The organism is Burkholderiaceae bacterium, assembly GCA_024235995.1.
In the GTDB taxonomy this organism is placed as follows: Bacteria; Pseudomonadota; Gammaproteobacteria; order Burkholderiales; family Burkholderiaceae_C; genus Ottowia.
Window position 1 is genome coordinate 2,014,690 of the sequence record JACKLI010000001.1, and the last position, 14,807, is coordinate 2,029,496.

Below are 14,807 nucleotides of genomic sequence, written 5' to 3' on the forward strand. Positions count from 1 at the left end.
ATGAAGTTGGCGAATCACCCGGCATGGTAAGGCGCGAAGGGGCTGCTCTCGCTACCATGGGTGGTTTCCTCTTTCAACCGGCAAAGGATGGCGATCATGAACGGCTCTCTCATCGACGACCTGATGGGTCAAATGCAAGGCGCTCCGCTGGGGCAGATCGCGCAGCAGCTGGGCACCGACCCGGCCACGGCCAGCAACGCCATTGCCGCCGCGCTGCCCACGCTGGTCGGGGCGCTGGGGCACAACGCCCAGCAGCCCGGTGGCGCCGACGCGCTGTTCAACGCGCTGCAGCGCGACCATTCGGGCCAGGGCGCGATGGATCTCGGCGGCCTGCTCGGTTCGCTTGCGCAAGGCGGCGCGGGCGGCGGCGCCGGCGGCCTGGGCGGGCTGCTGGGAGGCCTGCTGGGCGGGGTGATGGGGGGCGGCGCCGCGCCGGCCAGCCCGGCCGGCGCGCAACTGGACGCCGGCGGCATCCTGGGCCACATCTTCGGCGATGCGCAGGGGCGTGCCGAATCGGGGCTGAGCCAGGCCACGGGCCTGAACGGCGGCCAGGCCGGCCAGTTGCTGATGATGCTGGCGCCGCTGGTGATGTCGGCCCTGGCCAAGCACATGAACGGCAACAACCTGGACGCCGGCGGCCTGGGCCAGATGCTGGGCCAGGAGAAGGCGCGCGTGCAGCAGCAGGGCGGCTTGGGCGGGGGTTTGCTGGGCGCCGTGCTCGATCAGGACGGCAACGGCCAAGTCGACCTGGGCGACTTGCTCAAGGTGGGCACCAGCCTGCTCGGCGGGCGCCGCTGAGGGCCGGGCTGCATCCGCCAAGAAAAAGCCACGCTGCGGCGTGGCTTTTCTCTGGGTGCCCGGTGGGCGATCAGCCTTGGTGCGGACGCTTGCCGGGGTTCTTCTTGCTGCGGGTGTGCGAGCCGCGCTCCAGGCTGCGCTTTTGGCCCACGGCCAGCTTGCGCGTGGGGGTGCCGGGCAGCGGCGGGGTGGCCTTGCGCATGGCTTCGGTGACGATTTGCTTGCCCATGGTGTGATCCTTTTTGGTGTGTTGGTTGAAAACCCTCTATTTTCACCGATTTTGGTGCACGCCTTGCCGGCTGGCGCGCCGGACGTTGCAAGGACGCTGAACCAAGGGAAAACCCCAGGCTTCGTCCCATTGGTTTTTGCACACTGAACTGTATACAATTTATCCTGGTCGCAGCGGTGCAAGGAAGGGCGGGCCCATGGCCCCGCCAAGTCTCCAAGCGCGATCACCTGAAGACGGCTCGCAGCGCCCGCGGTGGCGAGCCGCATCGAGAGGAGACTCGCCTTGGAAACCTATCTGCTCGACTGGGCCAACCTGCTGCTGCGCTGGCTGCACGTGATCGTGGCCATTGCCTGGATCGGCTCGTCGTTCTACTTCGTCTTTCTGGACAGCAACCTCGAGCCCCCCAAGGCCGACGACCTGAAGAAAAAAGGCGTGGACGGCGCCATCTGGTCGGTGCACGGCGGGGGCTTCTACAACGCCCACAAGTACATGGTGGCGCCGCAGGGCGGCATCGACAGCAAGCTGCACTGGTTCTTCTGGGAGAGCTACTGGACGTGGATCTCCGGCTTCTCGCTGTTCGTGGTGCTGTACCTGTGGAACGCCAGTATCTTCCTGGTCGACAAGAACGTGTTCGACTGGTCGCCGGTGGCGGCGGGCTTCGGCGCCGTGGGCTTTCTGGTCGGCTTCTGGCTCATCTACGACACCATCTGCCGCGTGTTCGGCTTTCGCGCCAATGGCGAGCGCATCGTCGGCGCGCTCATCCTGGTGGTGGTGGCCCTGGCCGCCTGGCTGGCCTGCCAGCTGTTTGCCGGGCGTGCCGCCTTCCTGATCGTGGGCGCCATGATCGCCACCACCATGAGCGCCAACGTGTTCTTCTGGATCATCCCCGGCCAGCGCAAGGTGGTGGCCGCCATGACCAGCGGCCAGCCCTACGACCCGGCCGACTACGCCATCTACGGCAAGCGCGGCAAGCAGCGCAGCGTGCACAACACCTACTTCACGCTACCGGTGCTCATCGCCATGCTGAGCAACCACTACAGCTTCGTCTACAGCCACCCGCAGCGCTGGCTGGTGCTGGCGCTGCTGATGCTGGCCGGCGCGCTGATCCGCCAGTTCTTTGTCGCGCGCCATGCCTGGCACCTGGGCAAGCGCAGCCACCCGTGGCCCTACGCCGCCGTGGGCGTGCTGCTGCTGGTCGGCCTGGTGGTCTGGATGAAGCCCGCGCCCGAGGCCCCCGGCGCCGCCGCGCCCGCCACGGTGGACTACGCCCAGCTCAAGCCCATCCTGGAGCAGCGCTGCTACATGTGCCACGGCGAGGCCGTGCAACAAAAGGGCCTGCGCTTCGACTCCGAAGACCACGCCAAGACCAACGCCCAGCTGATCTACCAGCAGGTGGTGGTGCAAAAGCTGATGCCCCTGGGCAACGCCACGCAGATGACCGATGCCGAGCGTGGCATGGTCAAGCGGTGGTTTGAGGGTGGGGCGAAGTAGAACTGGCGCTGGCTCCCCGAATCAAAAACGGCGCTCGAGAGCGCCGTTTTTCGTACGCGTGTGACCCGTCCTGCCCTGTGTTGACACCTTTCTGGCCCTCAGAAAGGAAAGTCAAATGGATCAAAGGGTTAAGAGAACGCAACGGGACTACACGCTGGCTTTTTAGCTGGCGGCGGTTGCCGAGGTAGAAAAAGGCCAACTGACGTACAGGCAGGCACAGGCCAAGTACGGGATTTAGGGCCGCTCCATGGCGCTGGTGTGGCTGCGCAAACACGGGCGCCAAGGCTGCTCACCTGATGTCAACCATGGCAACATGTAGGCACAGCTGCGGCCACCACCAGCCGCATAAATCACGTTAGGCGTCGCGAACACCGGCTGCGATCGGCATGCTCCGAGACCTCCGCTCAGGTCCGTGCCGCTTTTGTTTCCGCTCGTGCTGAGCTTTAGCTTGGTCGGCAAGCTCAAATGCACCTAGACTCGCAGCACGATCTGCCACCCCAGCGAGTCCTTCATGCTTGAATTGCGCCCTTCTTGCGAGTGCTGCAATGTCGAACTGCCTCCCAGCGCGGCCAACGCATTCATTTGCTCTTTCGAGTGCACCTTCTGCGAGCGGTGCGTCACCACGAAGCTGGCGGGCACTTGCCCCAATTGCGGCGGTGAGCTACTGCGCCGGCCCATCCGTCCAGTATCGAAACTGGGCATGTATCCGCCCTCCACCGAACGAGTATTCAAACCTGAGGGCTGCTCCACTCGAAGTTGAAACCCCGTGTCAGGCCACGAAGCGCCGCCTAATCCTTCGCTGGAGCGGACCTCCACCGGCATGGCCCCGCGCTACAGTGTTGTCCATCATCTTCCGCGCGGGGCCACGCCGGCGGCGGCCGCTCAGCTCAAACGTTAGGCGCCACAAACCCATGTCTGCCGACCATCGACTCGAAGCCCAAGCTCAGTCACTGGGCTTTCCACTGTCTTCGCCAATCAAGATCGGCGGAAACTACACACCCGCTCTTCGCGACGGTGAACTCATCTACGTCAGCGGCCAGATTCCTCGCGTTGGAGATTCCATTGCGGTCGTAGGCAGCGCGGGGGCCGAGGTCACATTCCAGCAGGCTTGCCTCGCTGCGCAGCTGAGTACGCTGCGCGCGCTCGTGCTGGTCAAGCAAGTCTGCAGCTCGCTCGAGGCTGTTGTCTGCATCCCTCGCATGAGCGTCTTCATTCGCTCCGCGCCATCGTTCACTCAGCACAGCGAGGTCGCGGACGCCGCTTCCAATCTCTTGGTTGCCGTCCTTGGCGCCAGCTCGGCGCACGCGCGCACTTCTGTTGGCGTCGCCCAGTTGCCCAAGGGCGCAGCTGTGGAACTGGACTTCATCTTCAAGGTCTCTGCCCAAGCGGGTGGCGCCTAACCCTTCGCTCGAGTGGACCGCCACCGGCATGGCGCCTGGGCCGCGAGGCGCTCAGGCTTATGCTACGCCTCGCGGCCCAGGCGCCATGACCGTTCATGAAGACCCGGTGAGTGCCCGCTGTATCCGCAGCGGGTTGCGGCGGCAGTCAAGAACGCGCCATATCTCGATGTCGTCCGCGTTCAGGCGGTAATACACCGCGAAAGGAAAGCGCGTTGCCAGCCTGCGGTAGTAGCCGAAATGCTGTTCATGCACGCCCGCATACAGCAGCAGCGCGTCGATATCGGCAAACAGACTGTCCAGAAAGTAGTCGCCAATGCCTGGCTGCTGGGCCTCGTAGAAGTTGCGCCCTTGTTCCAGGTCCCGCATGGCGATGCTGAGGATGCGGATCTGCCTCATTCGCCGCGCAGTTGCCGCTTGGCCTGTGCCCAGTCAATGAATGGTGCCTGGCCGGCGGCATGGGCTTGTTGCGCGGCGTCCAGCGCGTCGGCATGCCAATCGGGGGAGGTGAGTTTGTCGGCTGGGTCGCTCAGGTCGGCCCACAGTGCTTCCATCAGTTTGAGCTTGTCCGCACGGGACAGGGTTTCAAGCGCGAACATGGTCGGGAGCCTTTGCGTTGTCAGCCAGTGGTGCTGTGGGCATGATACCCATGGAGACTGCTGGCGGCATGATTCATCGACCAGCAGTTTCATGCCGGCGTTCAAGCCGCTGCCATGGGCGTCGAGCCAACTGCTCGTCCCCGCCGAACATACGCAGCGCTTGCGGCAGCCCGCCCATGAGGGCGCAGGGCATGACCTTGCCCCTGTTTCGTGTCGCCCTCGCCCCGGGGCAGCCGCGTCAGCTCTTCTTGGTGACCAGGCCGTAGATGAACAGCACGATGATGGCGCCGACCACCGAGGCGATCCAGCCCGCGGGCGTGCCTTGGGCGTACAGGCCCAGCGCGGCGCCGCCGTAGCTGGCCACCAGCGAGCCGACGATGCCCAGGATGGTGGTCATGATCAGGCCCATGCTCTGGTTGCCGGGCATGACGGCGCGCGCGATCAGGCCGACGATGAAGCCGACGATGATGGTGATGATGATGCTCATGGCATTTCCTTTCCACCCCTGGGGGTTGTTGTCGTTGAAGGCCTGCTACTGTAATCGCCTGCTGGCCAGTCGGGAAAGGGCCGGGTGGGGCGCCGACAGCTTCCGGTGTGCATTTATCGCTTATCGGCTTATCGCGCCTGCGGCTCGGCGCTGAGCGCCTCGATGGCGCCGGCGTGGGCCAGCCAGGCTTCTTCCAGTTGCGCCAGCTCGTCCTGCAGGGCCTTCAGCCGGCGGCCGGTGTCGGCCAGGTCGGCGGGGGGCAGGCCGGCGGTGCCCAGGCGCTCCTGCAGCGCGCTGCGCTCGCGCTCGATGGCCTGCATGCGCTGCTCGGCCTGCTGCAGCGCGCGCTGGTGCGGGCGGGCGCGCTCGGCCTGCTGCTGGCGGCGCTGGGCGTCCTGGCGGCGCTGCTCGGCGGGGTTGACGGCGGCGGCCGGCGGCGGCGGGGCGGGCGCGCGGCGGGTGTCGGCGTCACGCGCAGATGCGGGCGGGGCGTCGGCGGCCTGGCTTTCGTCGCGGCGCCGGCGGCTTTCGTCCTGCAGGTGGCGCTGGTAGTCCTCCAGGTCGCCGTCGAAGGGCGCGACCTGGCCGCGCGCCACCAGCCAGAACTCGTCGCACACGCTGCGCAGCAGGGCGCGGTCGTGGCTGACGAGCATGACGGTGCCCTCGAACTCGTTCAGCGCCACCGCCAGCGCCTCGCGCGTGGCCAGGTCCAGGTGGTTGGTGGGCTCGTCCAGCAGCAGCAGGTTGGGGCGCTGCCACACGATCATGGCCAGCACCAGGCGCGCTTTTTCGCCGCCGCTGAACTGGCCCACGGGCTGGCCGACCATCTCGCCCGGAAAGTTGAAGCGGCCCAGGAAGTTGCGCAGCTGCTGCTCGCGCGCGGCCTCGCTGTTTTGCTGGCCGGTTTCGCGCGCCAGGCGCACCATGTGCTCCAGCGGCGTGTCCTGCGGGCGCAGCACGTCCAGCTCCTGCTGCGCGAAGTAGCCGATGGACAGGCCCTTGCCTTCGGTGAGCTGGCCGCCCAGCAGCGCCAGCGTGCGCGCCACGGTCTTGACGAAGGTGGACTTGCCCTGGCCGTTGGCGCCCAGGATGCCGATGCGCTGGCCGGCCAGCACCGTACGGTTGACGCCGCGCAGGATCACACGCGGGCTTGCGTTTTTTGAATCGAATGGGGCTGTAGCCGGCACCGAGTCTGCGTCAGAAGCTTCTGTTTCAGTAGCATCCTGGACCTGCGCGGGCGGGTAGCCGAACACCCCGTCGCGGATCGCCAGCATGGGGTTGGGCAGGTTGGCCGGCTCCATGAACTCGAACTGGAACTCGGCCTCGGCCAGCACCGGGGCGATGCGCTCCATGCGCTCCAGCGCCTTGACGCGGCTTTGCGCCTGGCGCGCCTTGGTGGCCTTGGCCTTGAAGCGGTCGATGAACTTCTGCAGGTGCGCGATCTTGTCCTGCTGCTTGGCGAAGGCGGCCTGCTGCAGCGCCAGCTGCTGGGCGCGCAGTTCTTCGAAAGCGCTGTAGTTGCCGCCGTAGCGCGTGAGCCGGCCGGCGTCGATGTGCAGCGTGGCGCGCGTGACGGCGTCCAGGAATTCGCGGTCGTGGCTGATGACGATCAGCGTGCCGGGGTAGCGCGCCAGCCAGCCTTCCAGCCATACCAGGGCGTCCAGGTCCAGGTGGTTGGTGGGCTCGTCCAGCAGCAGCAGGTCGCTGGGCGCCATCAGCGCGCGCGCCAGCTGCAGGCGCATGCGCCAGCCGCCCGAGAAGTGGTTGACGGGCTGATCGAGCTGGCCGGGCAAAAAGCCCAGGCCCAGGATCAGCGCCTGGGCGCGCGCGCGGGCGTCGTGCGCGCCGGCGTCCTGCAGGTCGGCGTGTGCCTGGGCCATGGCCATGCCGTCGCCCGCTTGCTCTGCATTGGATAGCTGCTGGCGCAGCAGGGACAGGCGCTCGTCGCCCGCCAGAACGAAGTCGGTGGCGGGCTGGTCGGTCTCGGGCATGTGCTGCGCCACCTGCGCCAGGCGCCAGTGGGCGGGGATGGAGAACTCGCCCCGGTCCTCGTGCAGCGCGCCGCTGAACAAGGCCATCAGGGTGGACTTGCCGGCGCCGTTGCGCCCGATCAGGCCGATCTTCTCGCCCGGATGGATGGTGGCGCTGGCGCCTTGCAGCAGGACCTTGGCGCCGCGGCGCAAGGTGACGTCGTTGAGTTGGATCATGGCGGATGAAAAAGGCCGCGCCAGCGCGGCGTGCCACGCTGGCGTGTGCGGATGGGGTGTGCTGGCGGCGGCCGGTGGCGGCCGTGCCGGTCAGGCCTCGCCCAGGCGCGAATCGACGGCGCTGCCCAGGCGCGAGTCGCGAAAGCCCGACAGTTCGTAGCCCGTGGAGCCGAAGCCCGAGGCGCCGAAGCCGCTGGGGCGCACGTCCAGCGTGATGTCGGTGAAGGTGGGTTCGTTGCTGGTCGCGTCGTCGTTCTGCGCCTGGTTGGCCGAGTAGCGCGTGGCCTCGTTCTGCAGCCGCCACAGCAGGTTGGTGGGCGAGTCGGCAAAGGCCAGCGCCTGCTTGCGGTCGATGCGCTGCTCGCGCACCAGGCGCGACAGGTCCTGCTCGAAGGTCTGCGAGCCCTCGGCGATGGCGTTGTCCATGGCTTCCTTCACGCCGCCGAAGTCGCTTTTCTCGATCAGGTCGGCCACCAGCTTGGTGTTGAGCAGCACCTCGACGGCCGGCACGCGGCCGCCGTCCAGCGCCGGGATCAGGCGCTGCGAGACGATGGACTTGAGCGCCGCCGCCAGGTCGCCCAGCAGGGTGGGGCGCACCTCGACCGGGTAGAAGCTGAGGATGCGGTTGAGCGCCTGGTAGCTGTTGTTGGCGTGCAGCGTGGCCAGGCACAGGTGGCCCGATTGCGCGTAGGCGATGGCCGCCGTCATGGTCTCGCGGTCGCGGATCTCGCCGATCATGATCACGTCCGGCGCCTGGCGCAGGGCGTTCTTCAGCGCCATCTGCAGCGTGGCGGTGTCGGTGCCGACCTCGCGCTGGTTGACCAGTGACTTCCGGTTGGTGAACATGTACTCGATCGGGTTCTCGATCGTCAGGATGTGGCCCGGCACGCGCGCGTTGCGGTGGTCCAGCATGGCCGCCAGCGTGGTCGACTTGCCGGCGCCGGTGGCGCCCACCATCAGGATCAGGCCGCGCTTTTCCATCACCAGGCGCTCCAGCACCACCGGCAGGTTGAGCGAGCCCAGCTTGGGGATGTCGGGGCTGATGAAGCGGATCACCGCCGCGTAGGTGCCGCGCTGGCGCATGGCCGAGATGCGGAAGTTGCCCACGCCCGCCATAGGGTGGGCCATGTTCAGCTCGCCGGTCTCGCGCAGCTCCTCGATGCGGTTGGGCGGCAGGATGTCCATCAGCAGGTTCATCGTCGCCTCGGGCGGCAGCGCCTGGTTGTTGATGGGCACGCATTCGCCGTTGATGCGGATGGTGGCCGGGGCGTGCGCCGTCAGGTACACGTCCGAGGCCTGCTTGTCGGCCATCAGGCGCAGGATGCGCTCCATCATGGTGCTGGGGGCTTGCATGGCGTGGTTCCTTGCGGTTGGCGACGGGCGGTGGACGAGGGGCGGGCGCGAGGGTTTCGCCGGTGCCTTGCCACCGCCGCCAACTCCCGTGTCCTCAACGTCGGCATTGTAGGGAGCGCGGCCCGGCTTTGGCGCGGCGGCGCCCCAGGGCGGCAACGCTATGGAAATTCCCTAGACCGTCCGCCTTGCCAAGCGAGAGGTTTCACTTTGTAATGTAGAACTTGTTTCTAATGTCTGGGCTTGCCGGTGACGCTGTACACCAAATCCGATGGGGGCCTGCGGGCCATGAAGGATCGCCATGCGGTGGACATCACGCGCGTGCAGCGCTCGGCCCTGATCCTGTTCGACGGCCAGCGGTCGGTGCGTGCGGTGCTCGAGGCCACGGCGGCGATGGGCGTCACGGCGGGCGACGTCGACCGGCTGCTGGCCCTGGGCCTGCTGCAGCCGGTGGCCGAGGCAGGAGCTGCCCCGGCCCCTTCGCCGATGGCTGCCGCCGCCCAGCCCGCGCTGCCTGCGGCGCAGCCCAGCGCGCAAGAGCGGGCCCAGCGCTACCGCGCGGCCTACCCGCTGGCCAGCGAGCTCACCGCCCAGCTGGGGCTGCGCGGCTTCACGCTGAACCTGGCGGTGGAGGCGGCGCAGGGCTTCGAGGGCCTGCTCGAGCTGCTGCCCCGGCTGCGCGCGGCCGTGGGCGACGAGCGCATCCGGCCGCTGGAAGACGCGCTGCTGGGTCCCTGATTCGCAGGCCGGCGTTTCGTGCATCTTCGCACGGCTTAGAGCCTGTTCATGATCTTTTGTTGCCTTTGCCGCCGAGCGCCGTGTCGGCGCGCGCCGTGGTCGGCGCGTTGGGCCATCACGCATGGCTTTCATGCGCGTGCAACCCCGATGAGGAGATGGATCATGAAGATTGCCCCGATCATGCTGGCGCTGGGCCTGGTGCTGGCGCCCGCGGCCTTTGCCCAGGCGCCCGCGGCCACGGCCACGGTGCACGCCGTCTGCAAGGACGGCAGCCCCTTCGAGGGCGCCAGCCTGCGCGGCGCCTGCCGTGGCCACGGTGGCGTGGACAAGAAGGCCAGCAAGGCCGCCGCCGGGGCTGGCGCGGCACCCGCCGCCAAGGCCCCGGCCGCCGCGCCGGCCGCGCCCGCCGCGCCGGCTGCGGCGGCGGTCGCACCCGCGGCCAAGGCCAAGCCGGCCGCCACCACGGCGCGCGCGCCCGGCGGCGGTGCCGGCCAGGTGTGGGGCAACGACGCCACCAAGGTCTACCACTGCAGCGGCGACCGCTACTACGGCAAGACCAAGCAGGGCGAATACATGAGCGAGGCCGACGCCAAGGCCAAGGGCTTCCACGCCGCGCGCGGCAAGGCCTGCGCCAACTGAGCACCTGCCCATGGGCCGGGCTGCGCACGCCGCAGGCCGGCCCATGTCGTTGGGGCGGTGTGTGGAGCCAAATTACCATCCAGCCCGGATGGAATCAGCCCCGGCAGCTATCGAACTTGAAGTGAATCCGGACTGGAAACAGGGTGTGCGGCACACACCCTGAGTCGGGGGAAAGCGGCGGCTGCACGGTATCATCGGTGGTTTGCCACGTCCCCTACTGCGCCCCGCGTGGGCTGCGCGCCAGTGCGTCTCAACTCCATCAAGCTCTCGGGCTTCAAGTCCTTCGCCGAGCCCACCACCTTCATGCTGCCCGGCCAACGGGTCGGCGTGGTGGGGCCCAATGGCTGCGGCAAGTCCAACATCATGGACGCCGTGCGCTGGGTGCTGGGCGAGTCCAAGGCGTCGGAGCTGCGCGGCGAGTCGATGCAGGACGTCATCTTCAACGGCACCACCAGCCGCAAGCCGGCCTCGCGCTCGTCGGTGGAGCTGGTGTTCGACAATGCCGACCACCGTGCCGGCGGGCAGTGGAGCCAGTTCACCGAGATCGCCGTCAAGCGCGTGCTGACGCGCGACGGCACCAGCAGCTACTACATCAACAACCAGCCGGTGCGCCGGCGCGACGTGCAGGACGTGTTCCTGGGCACCGGCCTGGGCCCGCGCGCCTACGCCATCATCGGCCAGGGCACCATCAGCCGCATCATCGAAAGCCGCCCCGAGGAGCTGCGCCTGTTTCTGGAAGAGGCGGCCGGCGTCAGCAAGTACAAAGAGCGCCGGCGCGAGACCGAAAACCGCCTGTCCGACACGCGCGAGAACCTCACGCGCGTCGAGGACATCCTGCGCGAACTCAACAACAACCTCGACAAGCTGGAAAAGCAGGCCGAGGTGGCCCAGCAGTACCAAAACCTGCAGGCGTCGGCGCAGCTCAAGCAGAACCAGCTATGGTTCTTGAAGCGCGCCGAGGCCGACGAGGGCCAGGGCCGGCTCAAGCAGGAGGCCGACAAGGCCGCCACCGACCTGGAGGCGCGCGTGGCCGACCTGCGCCACGTCGAGGCCGACCTGGAGACCATCCGCCAGGCGCACTACGCCGCCGGCGACGGCGTCAACCAGGCGCAGGGCCGGCTGTACGAGGCCAGCGCCGAGGTCGGCCGGCTGGAGGCCGAGATCCGCTTCGTGGTCGAGGGCCGCCAGCGCGCCGAGGTGCGCCTGGTGCAGCTGAGCGAGCAGATCGCCCAGTGGGCCACGCGCCGCGCCGATGCCGAGGCCGAGATCGAGCAGCTGGCCGAGCAGGGCGCCGCCGCCGAGGACGCGGCCATCACCCTGGCCGCGCAGCTCGAAGACCAGCAGCAGGCCCTGCCCGAGCTGGAAGACGCCCTGCGCGCGGCGCAGGCGCGCGCCGGCGAGCAGCGCGGCGCCGTGGCCCAGGTGCAGCAGCAGATCCAGGTGCTGGCCGCCGAGCAGCGCGGCATCGAGGAGCAGGCGCGCCAGCTGGGCGCGCGGCGCGACCGGCTGGGCGCCGACAAGAATGCGCTGGCCGCGCCCGACGAGCAGCGCCTGGCCAACCTGCAGGCCCAGCTGGCCCAGGCGCAGGAGGCGGCCGAGGTGCAGGAGGCGCGTCTGCACGAGCTGCAGGACAGCGTGCCCCAGCTGGACGAAGCGCGCCGCGCCGCGCAGCAGGCCGTCAACGCCGAATCGGCCCGGCAGGCCGATTTGTCGGCGCGCATGGAGGCCTTGAAGGCGCTGCAGGAGCGCGTCAAGACCGACGGCAAGCTCAAGCCCTGGCTGGCCAAGCATGGGCTGGACGGCCTGCAGGGCCTGTGGAGCCGCATCCACGTCGAGCCCGGCTGGGAGAACGCGCTGGAGGCCGCGCTGCGCGAGCGCATGTCGGCGCTGGAAGTCAGCCGCCTGGACATGGTGCGCGCCTTCGCGGCCGATGCGCCGCCCGCCAAGCTGGCCTTCTACACCCCGCCAAGCGCGGCGCTGCCTGACCAGGCCGGCCGCCGCCTGCCGCGCCTGGCCGACTTGCTGCGCCTGCACGACGCCGGCCAGAAGGCGCTGCTGGCCGACTGGCTGGCCGGCTGCCACACGGCGCCCAGCCTGGAAGACGCCCTGGCCGCGCGCGCCCAGCTGCAGGGCGGCGAGGCGATCTACGTGCCCAGCGGCCACTGCGTCACCGCGCACGGCGTCGCCTTCTACGCGCCCGACTCCGAGCAGGCCGGCCTGCTGGCGCGCGCGCAGGAGATCGAGAACCTGGACAAGCAGCTGCGCGCCCAGGCCCTCATCGGCGAGGAGGCGCGCAGCGCCCTGATCCGCGCCGAGGCGGCCTACAGCGACGCCTCGCAGCGCCTGGTCGCCACGCGGCGCGAGGCCAGCGAGGCGCAGCAGCGCGCGCACGGCCTGCAGGTCGAGACCCTGCGCCTGGCCCAGCTGGCCGAGCAAAGCCGCGCGCGCAGCCAGCAGATCGACGGCGACCTGGCCGAGGTGGACGCCGCGCTCGAGGCGCTGCAGGAGCGGCGCGTGACCGCCGAGGCCCGCTTCGAGGAGCTGGACCTGCAGTTGGCCGACGCGCAGGAGCGCCACGCCCAGCTCGACGAGCACGTGATCGGCGCCGAGCGCAGGCTGGGCGAGGCGCGCGAGCAGCAGCGCACGCTGGAGCGCCAAGCCCAGGAGGCTCAGTTTGCCCAGCGCAGCCTGCAGGCGCGGCGTGATGAGCTGGCGCGCACCATCGACACCGCCACCCAGCAGGCCAGCGGCCTGGCCGCCGAGCAGCAGCGCGCGCAGGACGAGCTGACACGCCTGAGCGATGCCGCCGCGCAGGCCGGCTTGCAGGATGCGCTGGCCCTGAAGCTGGAGCGCGAGCAGGCGCTGGGCGCCCTGCGCAGCGGCTACGACGACCTGACCGCCAAGCTGCGCGCCAGCGACGAGCGGCGCCTGGGCCTGGAGCGCGAGCTCGACCCGCTGCGCCAGCGCATCACCGACCTGCAGCTCAAGGAGCAGGCCGCGCGCCTGGGCACCGAGCAGTACACGCAGCAGCTGGCCGAGGCCGGGGCCGACCTGGAGACCGTGGCCAAGTCCATCGAAGAAGGCAACGTGCGCCTGTCCGGCCTGCAGGGCGAGATCGACCGCCTGCACCAGGCCATCCAGGCGCTGGGCGCCGTCAACCTGGCCGCACTCGACGAGCTGGCCAGCGCGCGCGAGCGCAAGCAGTTCCTCGATGCGCAGTCGGCCGACCTGACGGAGGCCATGACCACGCTGGAAGACGCCATCAAGAAGATCGACGGCGAGACGCGCGAGCTGCTGGGCGGCACCTTCAACACCGTCAACGAGCACTTCGGCCGCATGTTCCCCGAGCTGTTCGGCGGCGGCCAGGCCAAGCTGGTGATGACCGGCGAGGAAATCCTGGACTCCGGCGTGCAGGTCATGGCGCAGCCGCCGGGCAAGAAGAACCAGACCATCCACCTGCTGTCGGGCGGCGAGAAGGCGCTCACCGCCATCGCTCTGGTGTTCGCCATCTTCCAGCTCAACCCGGCGCCGTTCTGCCTGCTGGACGAGGTGGACGCGCCGCTGGACGACGCCAACACCGAGCGCTACGCCAAGCTGGTGTCGGCCATGAGCCGGCAGGGCACGCAGTTCCTGTTCATCAGCCACAACAAGATCGCCATGGAGATGGCCGAGCAGCTGATCGGCGTGACCATGCAGGAGCAGGGCGTCTCGCGCATCGTGGCGGTGGACATGGAAGGCGCCCTGGGCATGGCGGAGGCATGATGAATTCCTTGCAAGTGGGCCTGGCCATTGCCGGCGGGCTGATCCTGATGGGCGTGATCGCCTACAACACCTGGTACGCGCGCCGCAACGAGCCGCGCCAGGCCCAGCCCGAGGGGCCGCCGCCCGACGAGCGCCAGGAGCCGGTGGCCATCGTCCAGGGCGCGCCCATGGCCGAGCCCGAGCGCGTCGAACCGTCCTTCGACGGCGACGCCGCCATGCCCCCGCTGGGCCCGCTGCCCGTGCCCGACAAGCGCCCCAGCCTGGACGCGCTGATCGACGTCATCACCCCCATCGCGCTCGACGGCCGCGTGGTCTCGGGCGACGCGCTGCTGGCCGCGCTGCCGGCCACGCGCCGCGTGGGCAGCAAGCCCTTTGCGGTCGAAGGCCAGCCCGAGGGCGCCAGCGAGTGGGAGTTTCCGGTCGCCGGGCGGCGCTACACCGCGGTGCAGGCCGGCGTGCAGCTGGCCAACCGCACCGGCGCGCTCAACGAGATCGAGTTTTCCGAGTTCGTCGCCAAGGCGCAGCACTACGCCGACACCGTGGGCGGCGCGCCCGAGTTCCCGGACATGCTGCCCGAGGTGCTGCGCGCGCGCGAGCTCGACCAGTTCGCCAGCCAGCACGACGCCCAGCTGGGCCTGAGCCTGCGCGCCCGCGGCGCCGCCTGGAGCCCCGGCTACGTGGCCCAGCAGGCCGCGCGCCTGGGCTTCGTCGCCGGCGCGGTGCCGGGGCGCATGGTGCTGCCGGCCGCGCAGCCGGGTGTGCCGCCCATGCTGGGCCTGGCCTTCGACGCGCAGGCCGCGCTGGCCGAGCAGCCGGATCAGGCCGCCGTGCACGAGGTGACGCTGAACCTGGACGTGCCGCAGGTGGAGCGCGCGCAGCAGCCCTTCGCGCGCCTGTGCGATGCCGCCTTCGCCCTGGCCGAGGCCATGGACGGCGTCATCACCGACGACGCCGGCCAGGTGCTGCGCCCCGAGATGATGGCGTCCATCGGCGTCGACCTGGAGCGCCTGTACGACACGCTGGAGCAGCACGATCTGGCGGCCGGCTCGCCGCAGGCGCGCCGCCTGTTCAGCTGATTTTGAATGGATGGGGCCCCTGGCCCGCATCCAT

The 14,807-nt window shown here is 69.2% G+C and carries 14 protein-coding genes; 8 read left to right on the top strand and 6 right to left on the bottom strand.

Annotation, left to right across the window (positions count from 1 at the left end; translation table 11 throughout):
• Window positions 1–96 precede the first annotated feature (96 nt).
• A complete protein-coding gene (locus H6927_09735) occupies window positions 97–798 on the top strand; it encodes a DUF937 domain-containing protein (protein MCP5218377.1) in 702 nt (233 codons plus the stop codon).
• A gap of 70 nt (window positions 799–868) precedes the next feature.
• Here H6927_09735 and H6927_09740 read toward each other — a convergent pair whose 3' ends face one another.
• Window positions 869–1,027, bottom strand: coding sequence for a hypothetical protein (locus H6927_09740; protein ID MCP5218378.1), 159 nt, complete (start codon window positions 1,025–1,027; stop codon window positions 869–871).
• A gap of 282 nt (window positions 1,028–1,309) precedes the next feature.
• On the opposite strand from H6927_09740, the gene H6927_09745 reads away from it, so the two are divergent.
• From H6927_09745 to H6927_09755, 3 genes are all read left to right on the top strand, one after another.
• A complete protein-coding gene (locus H6927_09745) occupies window positions 1,310–2,518 on the top strand; it encodes a urate hydroxylase PuuD (GenBank protein ID MCP5218379.1) in 1,209 nt (402 codons plus the stop codon).
• A gap of 511 nt (window positions 2,519–3,029) precedes the next feature.
• Window positions 3,030–3,278, top strand: coding sequence for a DUF1272 domain-containing protein (locus tag H6927_09750; protein MCP5218380.1), 249 nt, complete (start codon window positions 3,030–3,032; stop codon window positions 3,276–3,278).
• 151 nt (window positions 3,279–3,429) lie between these two features.
• Window positions 3,430–3,918: a RidA family protein gene (locus H6927_09755; protein MCP5218381.1), complete on the top strand. Its 489-nt coding sequence runs from the start codon at window positions 3,430–3,432 to the stop codon at window positions 3,916–3,918.
• 93 nt (window positions 3,919–4,011) lie between these two features.
• Here H6927_09755 and H6927_09760 read toward each other — a convergent pair whose 3' ends face one another.
• The 5 genes from H6927_09760 to H6927_09780 all read right to left on the bottom strand — a co-directional run bounded on the left by H6927_09760 (window position 4,012) and on the right by H6927_09780 (window position 8,561).
• On the bottom strand, window positions 4,012–4,314 hold the full coding sequence (locus tag H6927_09760) for a type II toxin-antitoxin system RelE/ParE family toxin (protein MCP5218382.1): 303 nt from the start codon (window positions 4,312–4,314) through the stop codon (window positions 4,012–4,014).
• The gene (locus H6927_09765; GenBank protein ID MCP5218383.1) at window positions 4,311–4,514 is read right to left on the bottom strand and encodes an addiction module protein; all 204 of its coding nucleotides are present in this window, start codon (window positions 4,512–4,514) and stop codon (window positions 4,311–4,313) included. The genes H6927_09760 and H6927_09765 overlap by 4 nt, the downstream gene beginning before the upstream one ends.
• Before the next feature lie 238 nt (window positions 4,515–4,752).
• Window positions 4,753–5,001: a GlsB/YeaQ/YmgE family stress response membrane protein gene (locus tag H6927_09770; protein MCP5218384.1), complete on the bottom strand. Its 249-nt coding sequence runs from the start codon at window positions 4,999–5,001 to the stop codon at window positions 4,753–4,755.
• 128 nt (window positions 5,002–5,129) lie between these two features.
• Complete coding sequence (locus tag H6927_09775; GenBank protein MCP5218385.1) at window positions 5,130–7,208, bottom strand: ATP-binding cassette domain-containing protein; 2,079 nt, start codon at window positions 7,206–7,208, stop codon at window positions 5,130–5,132.
• A gap of 90 nt (window positions 7,209–7,298) precedes the next feature.
• Window positions 7,299–8,561 carry a PilT/PilU family type 4a pilus ATPase gene (locus H6927_09780; GenBank protein ID MCP5218386.1) on the bottom strand — a complete coding sequence of 421 codons (1,263 nt, stop codon included), beginning with the start codon at window positions 8,559–8,561 and terminating at the stop codon, window positions 7,299–7,301.
• 285 nt (window positions 8,562–8,846) lie between these two features.
• Between H6927_09780 and H6927_09785 the strand changes: the two genes are divergently transcribed.
• The 4 genes from H6927_09785 (at window position 8,847) to H6927_09800 (ending at window position 14,773) form a co-directional block, all read left to right on the top strand.
• Window positions 8,847–9,296 (top strand): hypothetical protein, encoded by a 450-nt coding sequence (locus H6927_09785; GenBank protein MCP5218387.1) that lies wholly within the window; start codon window positions 8,847–8,849, stop codon window positions 9,294–9,296.
• 162 nt (window positions 9,297–9,458) lie between these two features.
• On the top strand, window positions 9,459–9,935 hold the full coding sequence (locus H6927_09790; GenBank protein ID MCP5218388.1) for a signal peptide protein: 477 nt from the start codon (window positions 9,459–9,461) through the stop codon (window positions 9,933–9,935).
• Window positions 9,936–10,178: 243 nt separating this feature from the next.
• Window positions 10,179–13,697: a chromosome segregation protein SMC gene (gene smc, locus H6927_09795; GenBank protein MCP5218389.1), complete on the top strand. Its 3,519-nt coding sequence runs from the start codon at window positions 10,179–10,181 to the stop codon at window positions 13,695–13,697.
• A complete protein-coding gene (locus tag H6927_09800) occupies window positions 13,697–14,773 on the top strand; it encodes a cell division protein FtsZ (GenBank protein ID MCP5218390.1) in 1,077 nt (358 codons plus the stop codon). Before smc ends, H6927_09800 begins: the two co-directional genes overlap by 1 nt.
• The last annotated feature ends 34 nt before the right edge of the window (window positions 14,774–14,807 follow it).

What these genes read in the sequence shown, in the direction of transcription:
- H6927_09800 (MCP5218390.1), top strand. Translation starts at nt 13,697, where the DNA reads ATGAATTCCTTGCAAGTGGGCCTGGCCATTGCCGGCGGGCTGATCCTG.
- H6927_09735 (MCP5218377.1), top strand. Translation starts at nt 97, where the DNA reads ATGAACGGCTCTCTCATCGACGACCTGATGGGTCAAATGCAAGGCGCT.
- H6927_09785 (MCP5218387.1), top strand. Translation starts at nt 8,847, where the DNA reads ATGAAGGATCGCCATGCGGTGGACATCACGCGCGTGCAGCGCTCGGCC.
- H6927_09755 (MCP5218381.1), top strand. Translation starts at nt 3,430, where the DNA reads ATGTCTGCCGACCATCGACTCGAAGCCCAAGCTCAGTCACTGGGCTTT.
- H6927_09765 (MCP5218383.1), bottom strand. Translation starts at nt 4,514, where the DNA reads ATGTTCGCGCTTGAAACCCTGTCCCGTGCGGACAAGCTCAAACTGATG.
- H6927_09760 (MCP5218382.1), bottom strand. Translation starts at nt 4,314, where the DNA reads ATGAGGCAGATCCGCATCCTCAGCATCGCCATGCGGGACCTGGAACAA.
- H6927_09780 (MCP5218386.1), bottom strand. Translation starts at nt 8,561, where the DNA reads ATGCAAGCCCCCAGCACCATGATGGAGCGCATCCTGCGCCTGATGGCC.
- H6927_09790 (MCP5218388.1), top strand. Translation starts at nt 9,459, where the DNA reads ATGAAGATTGCCCCGATCATGCTGGCGCTGGGCCTGGTGCTGGCGCCC.
- H6927_09770 (MCP5218384.1), bottom strand. Translation starts at nt 5,001, where the DNA reads ATGAGCATCATCATCACCATCATCGTCGGCTTCATCGTCGGCCTGATC.
- H6927_09775 (MCP5218385.1), bottom strand. Translation starts at nt 7,208, where the DNA reads ATGATCCAACTCAACGACGTCACCTTGCGCCGCGGCGCCAAGGTCCTG.
- H6927_09750 (MCP5218380.1), top strand. Translation starts at nt 3,030, where the DNA reads ATGCTTGAATTGCGCCCTTCTTGCGAGTGCTGCAATGTCGAACTGCCT.
- H6927_09740 (MCP5218378.1), bottom strand. Translation starts at nt 1,027, where the DNA reads ATGGGCAAGCAAATCGTCACCGAAGCCATGCGCAAGGCCACCCCGCCG.